Here is a 17,324-nt window from a genome sequence, read left to right on the forward strand (position 1 = left end):
ACACCTCATTCAATTGCCATGGGTTAATCTAAGATCAGTTACGCACCCTGTCCGTTATTTTTTGCATGAACCAGTTCACGCCAGTGAAATTCGCCGCGTCTGAGTGCATGCATCATAATCTCAGCGGATGCCATATTTGTTGCAAGAGGAATTCTGTAGACATCACTGAGTCTCAGCAGTGCGTTGACATCGGGTTCATGCGGTTGTGCTGTCAGGGGATCGCGCAAAAAAATTACTAAATCCATCTCGTTGGAAGCGATCATTGCGCCAATCTGCTGATCACCTCCGAGGGGACCGGACTGAAAGCGATGTACCTGCAGCCCGGTTGCTTCCATGACTTTCGTACCGGTTGTACCTGTTGCAAACAGCTTATGCTGTTCAAGCACCGGTTTGTAAGCCATAGTGAATTGAATCATTTCCGGCTTTTTTTTGTCATGGGCAATTAAAGCAATATTCATCATGTCACCTTCTCTCTTAAGCCCTTCTGTGCAGAGCCTGTTAATCCAGCAGATTTTCCAGACCGTAAACCAGTGTGTTGAGTGACATGACGGTACGGACAGCGTAGGTGACACCGGTCATGAATGAAGCCCGGTCCATGGAGTCATGACGCAGCGTGAGCAATTCGCCTTTGCTGCCGAAGAGCACTTCCTGATGGGCTACAAGACCAGGCAGGCGAACACTGTGAATGCGCATGCCATCAAAATCGGCTCCCCTCGCCCCTTTTAACGTTTCACGTTCATCAGGTGCACCCTGTTTCTTCGGTTTCCTGCTTTTTTCAATCAGCTCGGCTGTTTTAACCGCAGTTCCCGACGGTGCATCTTTCTTTTCGTCATGATGCAGTTCAATAATTTCTACATCAGGAAAATACTTAGCCGCCATCTGACTGAATTTCATAACCAGGACGGCACCAATGGCGAAATTGGGAGCAATGATCCCGCCAAGCTTTTTTTCATCCATTTGTCTTCTGTAACCGGAGACTTCTTCATTGGAAAAACCGGATGTCCCGATTACTGGCCGTACGCCAAAATCAATCGCCGCCTGAAGATTTCTTTTTCCCGCCTCCGGATTGGTAAAATCAATCAGGACATCGGGTTGCTCTGCAGACAGACACTTTTCTATATCATCATACACCCGTGCATGCAGGTCCGGAATACCAAGAAGATGTCCCGCATCTTCTCCGTCATGCCCGTCATCCGCCCCTGCAATCAGTTCGAATTCAGGCGTGTTGGAGATCATCCGTACGGTTTCTGAACCCATTCTGCCTCTCAGTCCTGCAACAACAATTCGAATTTTTTTTTCTTCCACCATGATTTATCGTTTCCTTTCATCACTGATTCGTGTCCAGCGATTTTTATCACGTGTGTTGAATTTAGCCAGCACACGTTCTAAAGCTGTATCCAGATCAATATGTAAACGGTTAGCCATACAAATGACAACAAACATCAGATCGCCAAGTTCTTCTTCGACCGTTTTCTCCGGCTCTGATGGCTTTTTCTTCTTCTCGCCGTAATAATGGTTCACTTCCCGTGCCAGTTCGCCAAGCTCTTCCGTCAGCCGTGCCAGGAGAGCAAGCGGCGAGAAATAACCTTCTTTAAACTGTCTGATGTATCCGTCCACGTCCTGCTGTAATTCTTTCATCGATTTATCCGGCAATCCGCATCCCCACTCTCTATAATCTCACTATATTCTATCGAATTGTTCGTCCGGAATCAAAGAACTTTACGGGAAAAGCAGAAAAAAGGTACAATATTCTGACCTGATCGTTCAGCTTTCAAAGATGATGTTGAACGTAAACGCTCTTACGATTATGATTATAGAGGTTATATGTACGGAAAGGTGTGACCTCATTGAATCTACAGTTAAAAACAAAAAATATCCTTTTCATCCTGGCAGGTGCAGCGATTTATGCTTTCGGACTCGTGAACTTTAACATGAAAAACCAGCTGGCCGAAGGTGGCGTCACTGGTGTGACGCTCATTTTGTATAATTTATTTTCCATTGACCCCGGCATCAGTAACATTGTTCTTAACCTGCCTCTGTTTCTTGCAGGATGGAAGTTTTTCAGACGGGATGAATTTATCTATACATTGATTGGAACATTTTCACTGTCTTTTTTTCTATTTATATTTCAGTACTGGATCACATTTGATTTCTCACTGAAACACGATCTGTTTCTCGCTGCACTTTTTGCCGGAGCATTCATCGGCGGTGGACTGGGCATCATTTTCCGATATGGAGGCACAACAGGCGGTTCAGATATTGTCGCCCGGGTCACCCACAAGAAATTTGGCTGGACCATGAGTAAAACGATGCTGGTCATTGATGTTTCCGTCATCATTCTCTCACTTATTTATCTCGATTACCGGCAAATGATGTATACACTCGTCGGTGTTTTTGTTGGTGCACGGATGATTGATGTGATTCAGCGCGGTGCGTACGCAGGAAAAGCCATGTTGATTTTTTCGCGGAAGAGTGATGATATTGCCGGAAAAATCATTTCTCAGCTGAACCGCAGTGTGACGCTGCTTTATGGGAAAGGAGGGTATACCAGGCAACACATCAGGGTCCTCTATTGTGTCGTCAGCCGCAACGAAGTGTTTCGTTTAAAAAATCTGATTTTGGAAGTGGACCCGGACGCCTTTGTTACAATAAATGATGTTCACGAGGTCTTCGGTGAAGGATTTACGCTTGATAAATCAAATCTTGATCAGTTTCTCGGGAAAAATGAAGTAAACAAAGACTAATTCAGACCTGCAGACAGTCTAACTTTCTGTCTGATTCAATGACCGCTGCATCAGAAGAGCGCCAACCGCCCCGCTGAACTGTCCGTTTTCCGGGATCATCGGTTCTGTATGACAAAATCTGCTATAGTTCCTGACCAACCTGTGGAGAAGCGGGTTCCCGCTGAACGCCCCGCCGATATAGACAATCCGGTGTACCTGCTCTTTTTCAGCCGCCAGCACGCTCAGTGTTGTGATCGTTTCGGCTACAAGCCCGATTACAGAAGCGATAAGATCTGCGTTTGCGGTTGCAGCTTTTTCCACTTTTTCACTGACGTTTCCAAAATTACTGGCTGTCAGATCCCCTGGAATCGGAGGCGTGTGCCCTCTGTAAACAGCCGCCACAGTCAGGTCAATATGTGCCCGCTTCCCCTGAAGTGACAGCTCCATCAGCCTGGAAAAGTCATGTATCCCTGTCAAAAGTGCAGACAGGCCGAGAATGGTGCCTCCGCCAACACCGGTTCCAGTCAGCCGTTGATTTTTCTCACCTTTAACTAGATGCAGTGAAGTCCCGGTCCCCACGTTAGTAAGGATAAGCGGATCTGCACTGTCTCGCTCCTGGTGCAGCAGATATTGCACGCCGGTACAGGATGCCTGAAATTCCGGGACGATCTGTATCTGTCGTTCCGGCAGCTGAGCCGAAAGGCAGGACGCGCCGCCTCCCGTCATGCTGATAAATCCTTCAGGGTAATTTCTGTGCAGCCACTCAAGAAAGTGATCTTCTCCCCTCTCAGGGAAAGCTTTCAGGGTCAACTTTTTCCCATCGCTGATCGCAATTTTAATCATTGTCCCGCCAGCATCTATTCCGGCAATTTGTCGAACTGTCACATAAATCCCTTCACTTTCTGCTATCATTCTATCCGGTGCCGGATTTACATTAAAAAATACTTTCGTTCAGAAGCCACAATACCTTGTGTTCACTGCACTTACATTCACTGCGTAAAGATGAAACCTTCAACATGGGCGCCCGTTGCCCTTGTCTATCTTATGTATATTCAGGCTGACGAAACGGCCGCTTGAACAATTGGAATCGCCCGCATCTGCCCTGCTTCTGGCCGAAAACGGTATTTTAACTGCCGTTTCCCTGCCGTTCTTGTACAGGGGCACAGTGTAATGATCATGACCGACTTTATTCAGTATATCACACCGCCCTGATCACGTATCATCGGAATACGGCCTGCAGTGAACCGTTTACATCTGCTCCGTTCATTGCCTTTCATTTCGTCTGGCCTGCCCTTCTTTTCTTCACGCGCTTCGGCACATCACGATCCGTCTGCATGACAGGTGAACAACAGAAAGTATTGAAAAAAGCGCTGTTAGGCGCTTCTTCAATACCTCCTGTTAAGATTCAGAAAATAGAGGAACCAGACCGCATGCTGCTGTTCATCTCTGGAAAAACGGTAAAAGGCCGATCTGATCCGGGGGTCAGTTGACAAATCCCCCGACTCCAGATAAAAATCTACAGTTTTCTGCTCATCCTCTATACCATGACGAAGACCCTCAAGAAACGTATTCGGACAGGTTTGGCGTCAATTGCGGCCGAAAAGTTTCGCCTGTCAGCTGACTGTACAGTGATGAAAATACCTGAAAATGATGCATTTCATCTCTTCTGATTTCAGCAATCTGCTGCCGTTCCCGTTCGTTCATCGTCTGATTCATCAGAATTTCATAGCAGGCCATTGCATTCCATTCACCAGTGATCGCAGACCGGAGCCGATCAGGCGACTGTTCATCACTTTCGGCCGACATGTCCGGCATCTCCCTGAAGCTGTTCACGATGATCACTCTCTTTCTTCATGTTCTCATGCTACTTTATGCGGAACATCAGAAGAGGTGCCCAAAAAAAATCGTGTTTACAGCCCAGGAGCCATGCGATGCTTTGTTGCCTGTTCAAATGCAAAGGCAAGTTCAATCAGTCTGGGTTCACTGAATGCGAGTCCGGTAAAAGTGATGCCGACCGGTTCGCCATCGTGTGTATAACCGGCGGGAACCGTAATCGAAGGATAGCCGGCTTTGGCAGCAATATCACATCCCTGAGCATTAGCAAAAACCAGGGCGTCCAGATGCTGTGCTTTGATGACCGCGTCTAACCCTTCCTTTCGGGAAAGACGTAAATCGTCCGCGCGATCAATCAGATATTCGCGTTCACCAAGATCGCCGCTTGTCTGTTCGGACTTCTCAAGAACAGCCTGCCCGTACTTTAAGGCTTTATCCGCATGCTCCCTGTTAAAAGTGATCAAATCAGCCAGACTGTGGACAGGAATCTGCTGATCAAGTTTTCCAAAATAACGGTTGATATCCCATTTAAATTCGTGATACAGAACAGAGGATTGTCTGTTTTCGAGAGTCTCTGATGACGGGATGATGACGGGATCAATGACATGAGCCCCTTTTTCTTTCATTACTTTAAGGGCCTTGTTAATCAGTTCGACCTTCTCTCTACTCAGGTCTTTCAGATAATGCCGGTCAATGCCAATACGGGCATTTTTAAGTCCATTACGCTTCAGGTAAACCCTATAATCTTTTTGCACGTCTCCCCTGCCCCAGACGGTTTCTTCATCATCTTCATCTACGCCGGTCATGGCATTCAGCAGCAGGACGGCATCACGGACAGTCCGGGCCATCGGGCCGGCTGTATCCTGGCTGTGAGCAAGAGGGATTATGCCACTGCGACTGAGAACACCAATTGTCGGTTTAATCCCGACCAGGGCATTCGACGATGCCGGACTGAGAATGGAACCGGATGTTTCCGTACCGATGCCTGCAGCAGCAAGGTTAGCCGCAACTGCGGAGGCTGTTCCTGAACTGGAACCGCCGACATCAAATGCAGCACCATATGGATTGAGTACCTGTCCGCCCAGAGAGCTGTATCCGTTCGGCATTTTATCCGAAATAAAATTGGCAAATTCAGTCAGATTTGCCTTGCCGATAATGATGGCGCCGGCCGCTTTCAACTTTTTGATGATAAACGCATCCTGACTGGCCTGATGGTTCTTCAGCGCAATAGAACCTGCAGTCGTATGCATGTTCCCTGCTGTTTCGATATTATCTTTAACAATAATCGGTATGCCAAAGAGCGGGCCGACATCCGGCTGAACGGTTCTTTTCACATCACAGGCTTCCGCTTCATGTATTGCTTCAGGGTTGATTTCGCGCACAGCGTTCAAAAACGGCCCCTGCTGATTCAACTTTTGAATACGGTCCAGGTACTGACGGACAAGCTCTTTAGAAGTTGTCTGTCCCAGCCTGATCGCTTTCTGTATCTCATCGATGGTTGCTTCTTCTATTGAAAACGGTTTTCGTTTTGCTACTTCCTGGCGGATAAAAAGTCCGGCCGTGACTGCGGCAGCTGCTGCTCCGGTGAAGGCAGCAGCAAGAGCAAATTTTTTCTTTCTGGACATCATAGCTCACCTCAATAATAGACAACCTGAAATTATCATTATCTTACAGGTATCAGTGAAAACTTGCAAATAAAAAAATGTGGCTGACAAATCGCAGGCGGCTGAGCCATAAATGCGTTTAAACGATAATCTGTAAATAGAAAAAAACTCAAGAGAAATAACCTCTTGAGCCTGACCTGTTTTCGATCAGTCAAAACATTTATAATCGTGATCATGGTCATGATCATGATCGTTTCGCGGATCGAAGGCATCTCCGAATGATTTAATGGCAACAACATCATCAAGACAAATATCAATGGTTGATACTCTGCGTTTTTCGCAATCAAAGAGAGTTAAAATATTTTTGGATACGCCTGCAAAAAAGCCTTCAACAGGACGCGAATTTTTCAGAAAGACTTTGATAAAGTCATTCTTGGAAATCCCTTTCAGCAGGTCGCGGCCATCACAGCCTCTGCGGTCAAAAGCCGGGCTGATCTTTCGGTCATAACCATTATCATAGGCCGGGCTGATTCCCCGACCATTATAACAGTTCTGTCCATACATCAGGTTATCCCATCCCATGAGGGAACACCTCCTTCATCTGTTTCTTGGTCTTACATTGATAGAATATGGTTTTCATTCATTACTGACAGGGACAAAGCATCTGCATCAATCGTCTTTTTTTCTGACAACCCCAACGCACGAAAAAAAAGGGAAACTGCCACTTTATCTCGAAATGATAAATAGGGCTATTCCAGTAAAAAATTAATCAACCAGAGGTGTAAAGCATGAAAATTGAAGAGGGTCAGGACAGATATTTTGTTAAAAATGACTCAGGTCAGGAAATAGGTGAAATCACCTATTCCCATCCTTATAAAGATGTCCTCAGTATTGATCACACCTATGTTGACCCGGCATTCCGCGGCCATCATCTGGCCGGGAAACTGCTTCAGGCAGTTGTTGATAAAGCGGTTAAAGAGCATAAAAAGATCATTCCTGCCTGTTCTTACGCAAAAATTCAGTTTGAAAGAAAAAAGGAATATCAGGATATTCAATACTTTGAGTGATTAAATACAGAAGGAGCCTGAACGGCCCCTTCTTTTTTTCAGTTTTAAAGGCGTCTGCAACTTGCCAGCCGCCGGTTTTCTTTAAAACAGATCCAATAATTCGGTTAATCCCAGTAATCCGAACATCATGATACATCCAATCAGTATCGCATTGGTCAGCCATCTGTTCCGTGCATCCCGATCTACTTTCTTCGAGTTAAGAAGGATGGTCAATGTGATCGCGAGAAAGGGCATAAAGAGTGAACCGAGGACACCATAAAGGATAATCAGCTCAACCGGTTTACCAAAGAAATACATAATCATTGGAGGAAAGGTCAGCCAGAACAGATACAGGCGGTACATGGGATCCTTTTCCGTAACCGGTTTGTCAGCCAGTTCTTTATTCTTCTTCATACGCATAGTGCGTACAAAATCAGCAAATAAATAAGGGACACCGTTCCAGACGCCAAGAAGCGAACTGAAAACAGCTGACCAGAAAGCAAGCAGAAGTGTCCATCTCATGGGTTCGCCAAACTGGTCGGCCAGCATGTTCGACATCGTAACGAATCCCTGATCGCCACGAATTTCAACATTCGTACCATAGAGGAATTGTGCACCGATAATCAGGGCAGAGACGCAGAACACCCCTGTGATAAAATAGCCGACTTTCGCGTCAGTTTTCATCATTGGAATCCATGACTTCCCGGTCCAGTTTTTTTCTTTAATCCAATAACCGTAGGAAGCCATGGTAATGGTGCCGCCAACGCCGCCAATCAGTCCGAGTACAAGGTATAACGACCCGTCCGGAACGGTCGGAACAAGTCCCCAGGATAATTCTTTTAATCCCGGAAGAAAAAAACAGGCCAGACCGACGATGGTCAGGAACATCAGGCCAACGAGGAATGTCATCACTTGTTCAAACAGCTTATATTTTCCTGTGTAAACAAGCAGGAAACCGGCAACAGCGTGGATAATCGCCCAACCCCAGATCGGCAGGACGGGCCACATTGCGTTCATGGCCATACCTGATGCCATTGCTGCCGTTGCTCCATAGACGAAGCCCCAGATGACAGCATATACACCGAAGTAACCTGTTGCCCATCTGCCAAGAGATCGCCAACCTTCCAGAATGGTTGTTCCGGTAGCCAGATGCCATCGCCCGACCCCTTCATTTAAATAGTATTTAATAATTGTTCCAATAATAATTGCCCATAAAAAAGTCATACCGTAAGACTGACCGACAACAATGGAGGCAAGTAAATCCGGCGCACCAATACTGGTTGCGGCAACGACAAATCCAGGGCCGACCTTGATCATGCGTTCTTTCAGTGTCTGCGGCGGGAGTGAGGGGACAGATGTTTCTAACTTGGCCATTTTAATCCTCCTTCTTGAGTGAAATCGCTTTCATTATACATTATGCTGAAACATAAGCAAATATCCTGCCTCAGCACGAACCAACCCTGTGATGTAATTACATATTTTTACAGATCAGTTACGGTTTCTCAGCCAGCTTCTTACGTCCGATAAAACGTGAGAAAAAATTGTTCTTTTTTACACCTGCTTCGCTGGCTTCTCTCAGCCGATTGACCAGTTCTCTGTCTCTTCGCTCGATCCTGCGCTCCATTTCCTTGTCGTACCGCTCAATAACGTTCTCAGCTGTTTTTTCAGCTGCTGTGGCAGCAACTTGTTCAATCATCAGGCGAAACTGTTCGGCAGAGAAAGAAATCTCCGTCTCAGGAAGTTTCAAAGTACCGGATCCAGAAGAACGGAGTGCTGTCTTTGTAAGCTCTGCCTGAGGTAAACCGGCAGGCCCTCCACATAACTCTGCTGCAGCATAGTCAATGGTCTTCCCCTTCTTCATTTCCAGCATCAATTGTGAAATCATCTGTACATTCTGCTCAAAATAAATCCTCTGATTGGATTTCTTTCGGGGGAAGTGATATCCATGTTTCTCCAACGCCAAAGTCAGTCTTCTCAATTTACTCCGTGTGACTTTCAGTTTCTCGACAACTTGCCTGGTAGAGTATCCATAATTGCCCTTTCCCGTACTCATCCGATCACACTCCGTTAATTATATAGGTAGATGCTACTTATATAATTTGACAGCGTGGCCCCGGATTCCTTTAAAAAAATAACAGTAGAGCGTCCGGATATCTTCTGTTGCAATATTCTTAGAGCCAACAAGGACCGGGGAAGAGAAAAAACGACATATTATCTATTTATATTCTATGTATCTGCAAGACCAGACATAAGTTAACATAAAAAATTTTACGTTATATTAGTGATCCCGGTTTCACATTTTATTCAGGTATATCAGAGGAAAAAACGCCCTGGCAGACCGTCTATCTGTTCACTCTTTTCTTTTGTGAAAAATGGTTTATAGTAATCTTAGATTTATGAAAATACCTGGAAAGGAGATCACTTATGGCCCTGTCCATGCAGGATACCCTGACATTGAATAATGGCGTTAAAATGCCTTGTGAAGGCTTTGGCCTTTTTTCGATGACTGATGAAGATATCTTTATAAGTTCGCTCGAAGCAGCCGTAGACGCCGGATACCGTCTGTTTGATACGGCTGCACAGTATGGAAATGAACATCTTCTCGGAGACTTTCTGAAGGATTCAGGACTGGAGCGCAGCGAGTATTTTATTACTTCTAAAGTGCAGAACCGCGATCAGGGTTACGAAAAAACATTAAAGGCATTCGATACTTCCTTAAAAGCATTACAGCTGGATTATCTTGACCTCTATCTTGTTCACTGGCCTTTGAAGGATCCTTTCTTTGAAACATGGAAGGCCATGGAACACCTGTACAGTGAAGGATTTGTCCGGGCGATCGGTGTCAGTAATTTTGAGAGCCATCACCTGGATCGTTTACTGTCACGCGCAAATTTTGTTCCAGCTGTGGAACAGCTGGAGACGCATCCTCACTTCTCCAACCACGTCATGCGTGACTATCTGAAATCACTTGGTATGGTACATCAGGCATGGGGCCCACTAGGTCGAGGAGCGGATCTTGATGATCCTGTGATCTGTGACATAGCAGAAAAACATGGAAAATCACCTGCTCAGATCATCTTGAGGTGGCACCGGCAGCATGGCGTCGCGATTATTCCAAAATCGCAGACCCTCTCACGGATCAGGGATAACGCAGATATCTACGACTTTATGCTGACACCTGTCGAGATGAAAAAAATCGATCTTCAGAATAAAGGAGAACGTTTTGGCCAGGCCCCGGATGCCGTTTATGTAAAGGACTGATACTGATCGCAAGGCAGGATGCGTCCCCCATTTATTTTTGGCGCCCCAATGGATTTCGGTAAGGTCACAAACATGGCCATGTATTCTGAAAAAGGAGGAACATCTGGGAAATCATGCCGCCGTCCCTGAATAAGATGCTCATAAAATCGGATTATGTTATTCTTTTATCAGGAGGTGCGGCGTACATTCATGAAATGACTTCGTCCATAGACGACTGGCCCGTATCGTTATCCCGACACATTTTTCCCGCTCTTTACCATTCTACAGATCCATTTTCATGCATTTTTATGACAATAATAGGCTGTGCAGGAAATATGAATGTTTAATGGGAGGTGATTTCAGATGGCAGCGAAATCAATTGACAATCTCTATGAAGTAGAATGTCAGATCTTCAAAAGAATTAATTGCTACTTTGAACATAGAGGCTTGTATATCTACTTTCGTCTGGTTACGAGTGTCGGTGGCGCTGTGACAGAAATACTGGCAGTCCTGCTGATACTGTTTTTTGCAGAGGGGACTTTGCACCGGACAGCGGTCGCTTGTGCCATATCTCTGACAGGAAGTCATATTATCGTACAGGTTCTGAAGAGACTTTTTCCAAGAAATCGTCCCTATCTGGCTCTTGCCGGGGCAAAGGTCATGAAGAATCCACTCACCGATCATTCCTTTCCATCCGGGCATGCAACAGCCGTTTTTTCAGTGATTATTCCGTTAATTCTGTATCAGCCGATGCTCGTTTTTCTTCTGCTGCCTCTTGCTCTGAGTGTGGCAACGTCGCGCATTTTCCTTGGGCTGCACTATCCGAGCGACGTGCTTGCCGGAATCAGTCTCGGAACCCTTACCGGACTTATCACATATTTTCAGATGATGTCCTGAAGTAATTAGTCATTTCCCAACCCAGGTCTTCCGGTATCGCCCCGTTCATCTGATATAAAACAACGCCGGATCAGACCCCGATAAAAAGGTCTGATCCGGCTCTTATTCATATATGAACAGCTGATCGGTCTGATGAACTTCAGCCTGATACAGACTTTTTTAGCTGACTCTGAACAGGCCGTTTTTGATCCATATGTCTGTCAATAAAGTTAAATATTTTCATAAAGTATTCTTCTGGTGCAACAATGGCTGATGAGGCATGTGGTGCTTTATCCACAATCAGAAGTTCCTTTTCAACCGGAGCGGCATCATAGACTTTATGAACCATCTCTGTGGGAACATAGGTGTCATCAGACCCGTGAATAAACAGGATGGGCACTCTTGCCTTCTTTAGTTGTTCGACTGAAGACGCTTCATAAATGCTGAATCCTGCCTGCGATCTGACTGCCCGGTCAGCCAGCTGCATAACAGGGAAGCTGGGAAGATTAAACAGGTTTTTCAGTTCGTAGGCGAATTCATCTGCAACAGAAGTGTAACCACAGTCCTCGATAATCGCAGTGACGTTGTCCGGAAGATTTTCTCCGGCGGTCATCATCGCCGTTGCTCCGCCCATGGATACACCATGAATAACAATTTTCGCAGCCGGATCACGCTGAATCAGTTTATTGATCCATCTCAGGATGTCTTTACGATCCACCCAGCCCATGCCAACGTAATCCCCTTCACTCTTTCCGGAACCACGCAGATCCGGGCTGAGAATATTAAACCCGTGCTGAGAAAAATCCGGTGCATAATAAAACATACCGCTGCCTTCATTCATGTAGCCGTGAACCAGGATGGCCCATCGATGACTGTCCGGATGCGGCAGGAACAAATAGCCATGCAACTTCAGGTTATCTTCCGATTGGATAAAGACATCCTGAGGCGGATAAGTTTCAACAAACTTATCTTTCGAGGCTTTTATCACCTCCAGCCTTTCTTTGATCAACTGAGGCAGTTCATCTACGGGAATCTTCTGACTTAAATGATCGAGGAGCTCCGTTTTATCATTCCGTTCGATAGCAAGTTTATAGAAATGTTTGCCTACTGCGTCCCCCGCTACTTTCAGAAAAGCAGCTGTGCTGGATAGAATCACCGATGAAAGAATGATCCCCTTTTTCATAAACCATTTTCTTTTTTCGGGTTTCCGCAATTTATCCTGATCCTCCGTAAACCTCAATCCCAATTTGCTCACCTCTCTTACATTCAGGTCACCATCAATATCATCATTTTTAAATGATTACCCTTTACTATATGATCAATTCGCCCAGATGTAAATGCGTCACTCCAACCATTCTGTAAAATGTTTTCGTCAGCTCTAAAGCTCCAATGTCCGTATCTCCAGAACATCCCTGTCTGCGATTCATGTTCCTGCCGGAATAAAGTGTGGAAACATTCCAAATACTTTCATATTATATCACATTCTTCCATCAGATCATTAGACTCTTTTTCCTCCCGATGCTACACTGAAGGTAAAAATGCAAGGAGAGATGCACATGAGTTCTGATATTCCGACTATCACGTTAAACGATGGATTGACACTGCCGGCGATAGGATTTGGTACATATAAACTGAATGGCGCAGATGGCGTACAAAAGATTCTAAGTGCAATTGATACAGGATACCGATTGCTTGATTCGGCTTTTAACTACGAGAATGAGGGCACGGTTGGCGAAGCAGTACGTCGCAGCTCAGTTCCCCGGGAAGAACTGCGTATTACATCAAAGTTACCTGGAAGGCATCATAAATATCAGGAGGCCCTTCAGACCATTCAGGAGTCGCTGTTCCGTGCCGGCCTCGATTATTACGATCTGTATCTGATCCACTGGCCGAATCCGAGTAAAGATCAGTATGTGGAAGCCTGGCAGGCACTTATTGATGCGAAAAAATGGGGACTGATCCGTTCGATTGGCGTCTCCAATTTCCTGCCGGAACATCTGCAGCGGCTTATCAGTGAGACGGGGGTGACCCCGAGTGTGAACCAGGTAGAACTTCACCCTTATTTTAATCAGGAAAAACAAAGGGCATGGGATAAGGAAAACGGTATTGTTACTGAGTCATGGAGCCCGCTGGGGCGTGCAAATCATCTTCTGCAGGATAAGACATTAAAAAAGATTGCTGCCGATCACGACATCTCGATTGCGCAGGTGATTCTTCGCTGGCATGTGCAGCTGGGTGCTCTACCGCTTCCAAAGTCTTCTTCCCCTGCTCGACAGCTGGAGAATCTGTCACTCTTCAATTTTTCATTAACTGATGATGAAATGAAGATCATTTCATCACTGAGCCGTCCTGACGGGCGTACGTTTGGTCAGGATCCGGCGAAATATGAAGAGTTCTAAATCGTAACAACCAGGCAGGCCGACCGAAAATAGGTCAGCCTGCTTTTTTTGTACGCGATAAAAAGTAAATATTTACTATAAATTTCAAACCCTCTGGAATGTCTGCGATACGCCAGCCGGCAAGTCTTTCTTTAATTCTCTGGTCTTCACATGCTGTCATAAATCCGCTTTTTCAAAAATAAAATAGATGAAGATAAACAAGCCTGGTCTGAAAGCAGGTGATCATTGTACCCTTAATTTCAGATCAGGAAGCAGGCTCACTGAATCATCACGTTTTAACCTCCGGAACTTCATCCCGGACAGACCCTGTTTCTCCAGAATGGTCCAGAGTAAATGGTTCTCTTCACCAGAGTCCATCTTCTTCCCTCCTGCTTCCAGCTGTCCCCTCGCAGATATCTGTTTATCAGATACATCAAACAGCCAGACGAGCTTTGCCAGCTTTTGCTCGTAACTTCGCTCATGCTCCCTCTTAAGGTGAAGAATCTGCCCTGAATGAATGAGATCCGATTGGAGCTGGTTAATTCTTCTGATCTGAGCAACCGTAACACCCGTGCGAAGTGAAATTTCTGAAAGCGTGTCACCTTTCTGTACAAGATAAGTTGATTTTTTCTTGCTTTCTGGGTGTGCGGACTTCACCCCTTCATTATGGAATTCCTTGCCGGGTATCTGTTTTTGTGAACGGGCGTTCCGGCCATGAGAGCTTATTTGCAGACGCCGGCCGGTAACGAATCTGGGTTCCCAGTATTTTGCCGCCCCGTCTCCGAAAATCTGTGTTTCCTGAACACCTGTGCGTTCGTTTTCCGAACTGATCATTCGACCGCCATCGATATAAATGCCAACGTGTGAGATGCCGTGACCAGAAGTATTAAAGAAGACCAGATCACCGGAGCGCAGATTTTTCTTTGCGACTGGTACTCCATAGCGGGCCTGGAGCGCGGAATGATGTGGTAAGCGAATGCCGAAACGAGCAAAAACTTTTTTGGTAAACCCGGAACAATCATTCTCTCCCCACTGGTAAGATGTATTCAGGTGCTTGCGCGCTATAGTGACAGGATGATCAGCCAGCGCCCGATGAGCCGGCAACGATCCGGCAACAATGACACCGCCTGCCAGTGCAATTGGCAGGATTGATTTTTTCATGCAGCCTGCGCCTCCTGTGTAAATGATACCGATGATGAGAACCGAACACTTATATAAAATAAATGACGGCATCCGCCGTCTTATCACTCAATGGATGATTTGTTTTCTGATTGTAACATAATGAAAAGAAACAGAACCGTAATTCAGGCGTTACGATCCATCAAAATGATCGCCTTAGTGATCTTTTCATTAATGTTTCCGGCCAGTACATCTGGTACATCATCAAGCTTCAGCCTGTGAGTAATCAGCCGCTCGGCATCAACCGTCTTATCCGAGAGAATCCGGATCGCGTCACGCATCGCATAGGGGTTGATAAAAGCTCCCTTAATGGTCAGCTCGTTGAAATAAACATCATAGGCATTGAGTGAAATGGTGTCATTCGGGCCTGCAACGCCGAACATCAGAATCTGACCGCCGCGTCGTGCAGACTGAATCGCCTGCTCCTGAGTAACAGGAAGGCCAACGCATTCGATGATTACATCATATTTCTCATCGTGCCTGGTTTCCTCAGGATTGAAAACCACATCCGCCCCAAGTGTTTTCAGGAGGTTAACTTTCTTCGGATTGTGCCCGCTGACGTCCACTTTCTTCAACCCGCGCTTTGCCAGAAGTTCAAGAAAAACCTGTCCCATAAATCCGTCACCAATGACCAGTACTGACTGACTGGGTCGAATATCAAGTGAACGAAGGCCATGTACCGCGCAGCTCACCGGCTCCGCCATGGCAGCAGCCCCAAAACTGAGATTATCCGGAATTTTATAAACATTTGTTTCCGGTACATAAACATATTCTGCCATTCCGCCATTTCTTGTGACACCAATCGCTTCATTATTTTCACATAGCTGTGGCTTATCTTCATGACAAAAGTCGCAGTACCCGCAGGGAATATTGGGGTCGATGGTTACCCGGTCACCGGGTTTGAAATCACTCTTTACTTCCGGTCCGATTGCCGTCACAATGCCGGAATTTTCGTGTCCGAGGACAATCGGAGGATCAGCCTGAGCAGATCCAGGCAATCCCTGGAACAGGTGCTTGTCTGTTCCGCATATACCGCATGCCATAACTTTTACTTTGACTTCATTGCTTGTTACAGGCTTATCAGAGATCTCCTGTTTTTTCATTTGTCTCGTTCCAGTTAAAACAAGGGCTTTCATATAAAACTAACTCCTTTCAGTATCACTTATTAGTCACCGTCTGAGTTATCGTCCTTCGCGCGTCTTTCCTCTTCTCTTTTAAGCATCCCATACATTTTTCGGGAATTGATGACCAGTTTCCTGGCATCTTCGAAATCCTGTCGTGCCTGTTCCTGCTTCAGCTGCAATTGGAGATCCGTATACTGGGACAGTTTTTCCTGAATCTCAAGCGTCTGATTATAACTTTTTTTGACAATACCATACGTGAATCTCCCTGCCCCGGTGACCCCGTGACCAATGGACTTGCCAGATGGCTGTTTACTGAATTCGACTAGTCCTGATATCAGACGATCGCTGAGAGATTTATCCCAGAAAGTGATCAGCGGACCGGCAAAGAATGAAATAATAATCGTGGCAAGACCAATCGGGCCTCCGAAAAACAGTGCTGCCACCATAAATCCGATATCCTGAGCAACACGGCAGAAACGATACTTGATATGAAGACGGGTTGAAGCAATTGGGGCGAGAGCGTCATAAGGGGCAACTCCGAGATTCGTGCTCATATACAGGGACGTACCCAGAGTGAATAAAAGCAGACCGAGAATTCCGTTCACAACACTTGTCAGCATGGAAGGCTCAAAATGAAAGATGGAACTGTATAATCCGGAAAACCAGTCGATCATGAATCCCGCTCCCACCATGTTAATTACCGTACCGATACCAATCTTCTTACGATCCAGTAAAATCACGAAGATCATGATAAAGGCGTTTGCAATCAGCTGATACAATCCCAAACTCATGTTCAGTTTATGTGAAATACCTATATTTACAGCAGTAAAAGGGTCAAGGCCGATATTGCCCACTTTGCATAGAGTTGCGCCAAGTGCCAGGATAGCAACTCCGACGAATGAAAAAATCGATTTTAAAAAAATTTCCAACCAGTGATGCTTGTTCTCCAAGCTCTCCGACATACAGTCAACCTCCGTAATAAAATAATTTTACATAAAAAGTATCTGAAATAAAAAAATGTTTCTCTTACTATTGTAACAGAACTTAGCCTATTATGTTTTTTGAATTTTGAATAAAAAAGAACAAACTGCTCTGCATTTATCAATTACCTGCAGAATAGCTTGTTCACGTTATCACTTTTTCATTCAGTTAAGAACCTCTTTTCATAAGACAGCAGCTTTGTGAGTTTGATGATTGATTTCTGATTTCTGCTCCTTATAGGGTCCGCTTTCCGTAAGCCTCCCCGCTCACGTCTTTACTGAGAGGTCGATTCTGACCCGGCTTCCCGCAGGAGCAGCGTATTTCTTGCTCCGGTCAGCAT

Annotated in this window: 18 protein-coding genes; 5 read left to right on the forward strand and 13 right to left on the reverse strand. The window is 45.6% G+C overall.

The genetic code is table 11. From position 1 onward, the window contains the following. Positions 1 to 38 precede the first annotated feature (38 nt). The 3 genes from ABNN70_RS11065 to ABNN70_RS11075 are packed head-to-tail and all read right to left on the reverse strand — an operon-like array spanning position 39 to position 1,638. The gene (locus ABNN70_RS11065; protein WP_129929032.1) at positions 39 to 458 is read right to left on the reverse strand and encodes a methylglyoxal synthase; all 420 of its coding nucleotides are present in this window, start codon (positions 456 to 458) and stop codon (positions 39 to 41) included. Positions 459 to 498: 40 nt separating this feature from the next. Next, a complete protein-coding gene (dapB, locus tag ABNN70_RS11070; protein ID WP_353947818.1) occupies positions 499 to 1,308 on the reverse strand; it encodes a 4-hydroxy-tetrahydrodipicolinate reductase in 810 nt (269 codons plus the stop codon). Positions 1,309 to 1,311: 3 nt separating this feature from the next. Next, complete coding sequence (locus ABNN70_RS11075) at positions 1,312 to 1,638, reverse strand: nucleotide pyrophosphohydrolase (RefSeq protein ID WP_353949422.1); 327 nt, start codon at positions 1,636 to 1,638, stop codon at positions 1,312 to 1,314. Positions 1,639 to 1,847: 209 nt separating this feature from the next. Here ABNN70_RS11075 and ABNN70_RS11080 point away from each other — a divergent pair, with 209 nt between their 5' ends. Further along, a complete protein-coding gene (locus ABNN70_RS11080) occupies positions 1,848 to 2,744 on the forward strand; it encodes a YitT family protein (protein ID WP_353947819.1) in 897 nt (298 codons plus the stop codon). A gap of 18 nt (positions 2,745 to 2,762) precedes the next feature. On the opposite strand, the gene coaW is transcribed toward ABNN70_RS11080, so the two are convergent. The 4 genes from coaW to ABNN70_RS11100 form a co-directional block, all read right to left on the reverse strand. Next, on the reverse strand, positions 2,763 to 3,608 hold the full coding sequence (gene coaW, locus ABNN70_RS11085; RefSeq protein ID WP_353947820.1) for a type II pantothenate kinase: 846 nt from the start codon (positions 3,606 to 3,608) through the stop codon (positions 2,763 to 2,765). Positions 3,609 to 4,280: 672 nt separating this feature from the next. Then, a complete protein-coding gene (locus tag ABNN70_RS11090) occupies positions 4,281 to 4,529 on the reverse strand; it encodes a ferritin-like domain-containing protein (RefSeq protein ID WP_353947821.1) in 249 nt (82 codons plus the stop codon). 104 nt (positions 4,530 to 4,633) lie between these two features. Further along, positions 4,634 to 6,181 (reverse strand): amidase family protein, encoded by a 1,548-nt coding sequence (locus tag ABNN70_RS11095; protein ID WP_353947822.1) that lies wholly within the window; start codon positions 6,179 to 6,181, stop codon positions 4,634 to 4,636. A 186-nt stretch (positions 6,182 to 6,367) separates the two neighbouring features. After that, on the reverse strand, positions 6,368 to 6,742 hold the full coding sequence (locus tag ABNN70_RS11100; protein WP_353947823.1) for a hypothetical protein: 375 nt from the start codon (positions 6,740 to 6,742) through the stop codon (positions 6,368 to 6,370). A 206-nt stretch (positions 6,743 to 6,948) separates the two neighbouring features. Here ABNN70_RS11100 and ABNN70_RS11105 point away from each other — a divergent pair, with 206 nt between their 5' ends. After that, positions 6,949 to 7,227: a GNAT family N-acetyltransferase gene (locus tag ABNN70_RS11105; RefSeq protein ID WP_353947824.1), complete on the forward strand. Its 279-nt coding sequence runs from the start codon at positions 6,949 to 6,951 to the stop codon at positions 7,225 to 7,227. An 81-nt stretch (positions 7,228 to 7,308) separates the two neighbouring features. On the opposite strand, the gene ABNN70_RS11110 is transcribed toward ABNN70_RS11105, so the two are convergent. Both ABNN70_RS11110 and ABNN70_RS11115 read right to left on the reverse strand, forming a co-directional pair. Continuing rightward, the gene (locus ABNN70_RS11110) at positions 7,309 to 8,580 is read right to left on the reverse strand and encodes an Nramp family divalent metal transporter (protein ID WP_353947825.1); all 1,272 of its coding nucleotides are present in this window, start codon (positions 8,578 to 8,580) and stop codon (positions 7,309 to 7,311) included. A 118-nt stretch (positions 8,581 to 8,698) separates the two neighbouring features. Then, positions 8,699 to 9,259, reverse strand: coding sequence for a hypothetical protein (locus ABNN70_RS11115; RefSeq protein ID WP_353947826.1), 561 nt, complete (start codon positions 9,257 to 9,259; stop codon positions 8,699 to 8,701). A gap of 371 nt (positions 9,260 to 9,630) precedes the next feature. On the opposite strand from ABNN70_RS11115, the gene ABNN70_RS11120 reads away from it, so the two are divergent. Next, positions 9,631 to 10,467 carry an aldo/keto reductase gene (locus ABNN70_RS11120; RefSeq protein WP_353947827.1) on the forward strand — a complete coding sequence of 279 codons (837 nt, stop codon included), beginning with the start codon at positions 9,631 to 9,633 and terminating at the stop codon, positions 10,465 to 10,467. Positions 10,468 to 10,809: 342 nt separating this feature from the next. Then, positions 10,810 to 11,343 (forward strand): phosphatase PAP2 family protein, encoded by a 534-nt coding sequence (locus ABNN70_RS11125; RefSeq protein WP_129929023.1) that lies wholly within the window; start codon positions 10,810 to 10,812, stop codon positions 11,341 to 11,343. A gap of 139 nt (positions 11,344 to 11,482) precedes the next feature. Here ABNN70_RS11125 and ABNN70_RS11130 read toward each other — a convergent pair whose 3' ends face one another. Continuing rightward, complete coding sequence (locus tag ABNN70_RS11130; RefSeq protein WP_240697265.1) at positions 11,483 to 12,568, reverse strand: alpha/beta hydrolase; 1,086 nt, start codon at positions 12,566 to 12,568, stop codon at positions 11,483 to 11,485. A 310-nt stretch (positions 12,569 to 12,878) separates the two neighbouring features. Between ABNN70_RS11130 and ABNN70_RS11135 the strand changes: the two genes are divergently transcribed. Continuing rightward, complete coding sequence (locus ABNN70_RS11135; protein ID WP_129929022.1) at positions 12,879 to 13,721, forward strand: aldo/keto reductase; 843 nt, start codon at positions 12,879 to 12,881, stop codon at positions 13,719 to 13,721. Positions 13,722 to 13,943: 222 nt separating this feature from the next. Here ABNN70_RS11135 and ABNN70_RS11140 read toward each other — a convergent pair whose 3' ends face one another. The 3 genes from ABNN70_RS11140 to ABNN70_RS11150 all read right to left on the reverse strand — a co-directional run bounded on the left by ABNN70_RS11140 (position 13,944) and on the right by ABNN70_RS11150 (position 16,965). After that, complete coding sequence (locus ABNN70_RS11140; protein WP_353947828.1) at positions 13,944 to 14,861, reverse strand: NlpC/P60 family protein; 918 nt, start codon at positions 14,859 to 14,861, stop codon at positions 13,944 to 13,946. 143 nt (positions 14,862 to 15,004) lie between these two features. After that, positions 15,005 to 16,015 carry a zinc-dependent alcohol dehydrogenase family protein gene (locus ABNN70_RS11145; protein ID WP_129929020.1) on the reverse strand — a complete coding sequence of 337 codons (1,011 nt, stop codon included), beginning with the start codon at positions 16,013 to 16,015 and terminating at the stop codon, positions 15,005 to 15,007. Between the two features lie 29 nt (positions 16,016 to 16,044). Further along, entirely contained in the window at positions 16,045 to 16,965 is a 921-nt protein-coding gene (locus ABNN70_RS11150) for a membrane protein (RefSeq protein ID WP_353947829.1), read from the reverse strand. Positions 16,966 to 17,324: the final 359 nt, after the last annotated feature.

The organism is Sporolactobacillus sp. Y61 (assembly GCF_040529185.1).
Classification (GTDB): domain Bacteria; phylum Bacillota; class Bacilli; order Bacillales; family Sporolactobacillaceae; genus Sporolactobacillus.

What these genes read in the sequence shown, in the direction of transcription:
- ABNN70_RS11150 (WP_353947829.1), bottom strand. Translation starts at nt 16,965, where the DNA reads ATGTCGGAGAGCTTGGAGAACAAGCATCACTGGTTGGAAATTTTTTTA.
- ABNN70_RS11090 (WP_353947821.1), bottom strand. Translation starts at nt 4,529, where the DNA reads ATGTCGGCCGAAAGTGATGAACAGTCGCCTGATCGGCTCCGGTCTGCG.
- dapB (WP_353947818.1), bottom strand. Translation starts at nt 1,308, where the DNA reads ATGGTGGAAGAAAAAAAAATTCGAATTGTTGTTGCAGGACTGAGAGGC.
- ABNN70_RS11140 (WP_353947828.1), bottom strand. Translation starts at nt 14,861, where the DNA reads ATGAAAAAATCAATCCTGCCAATTGCACTGGCAGGCGGTGTCATTGTT.
- ABNN70_RS11125 (WP_129929023.1), top strand. Translation starts at nt 10,810, where the DNA reads ATGGCAGCGAAATCAATTGACAATCTCTATGAAGTAGAATGTCAGATC.
- ABNN70_RS11100 (WP_353947823.1), bottom strand. Translation starts at nt 6,742, where the DNA reads ATGGGATGGGATAACCTGATGTATGGACAGAACTGTTATAATGGTCGG.
- ABNN70_RS11115 (WP_353947826.1), bottom strand. Translation starts at nt 9,259, where the DNA reads ATGAGTACGGGAAAGGGCAATTATGGATACTCTACCAGGCAAGTTGTC.
- ABNN70_RS11120 (WP_353947827.1), top strand. Translation starts at nt 9,631, where the DNA reads ATGGCCCTGTCCATGCAGGATACCCTGACATTGAATAATGGCGTTAAA.
- ABNN70_RS11075 (WP_353949422.1), bottom strand. Translation starts at nt 1,638, where the DNA reads ATGAAAGAATTACAGCAGGACGTGGACGGATACATCAGACAGTTTAAA.
- ABNN70_RS11095 (WP_353947822.1), bottom strand. Translation starts at nt 6,181, where the DNA reads ATGTCCAGAAAGAAAAAATTTGCTCTTGCTGCTGCCTTCACCGGAGCA.
- ABNN70_RS11065 (WP_129929032.1), bottom strand. Translation starts at nt 458, where the DNA reads ATGAATATTGCTTTAATTGCCCATGACAAAAAAAAGCCGGAAATGATT.
- ABNN70_RS11135 (WP_129929022.1), top strand. Translation starts at nt 12,879, where the DNA reads ATGAGTTCTGATATTCCGACTATCACGTTAAACGATGGATTGACACTG.
- ABNN70_RS11145 (WP_129929020.1), bottom strand. Translation starts at nt 16,015, where the DNA reads ATGAAAGCCCTTGTTTTAACTGGAACGAGACAAATGAAAAAACAGGAG.
- ABNN70_RS11105 (WP_353947824.1), top strand. Translation starts at nt 6,949, where the DNA reads ATGAAAATTGAAGAGGGTCAGGACAGATATTTTGTTAAAAATGACTCA.
- ABNN70_RS11110 (WP_353947825.1), bottom strand. Translation starts at nt 8,580, where the DNA reads ATGGCCAAGTTAGAAACATCTGTCCCCTCACTCCCGCCGCAGACACTG.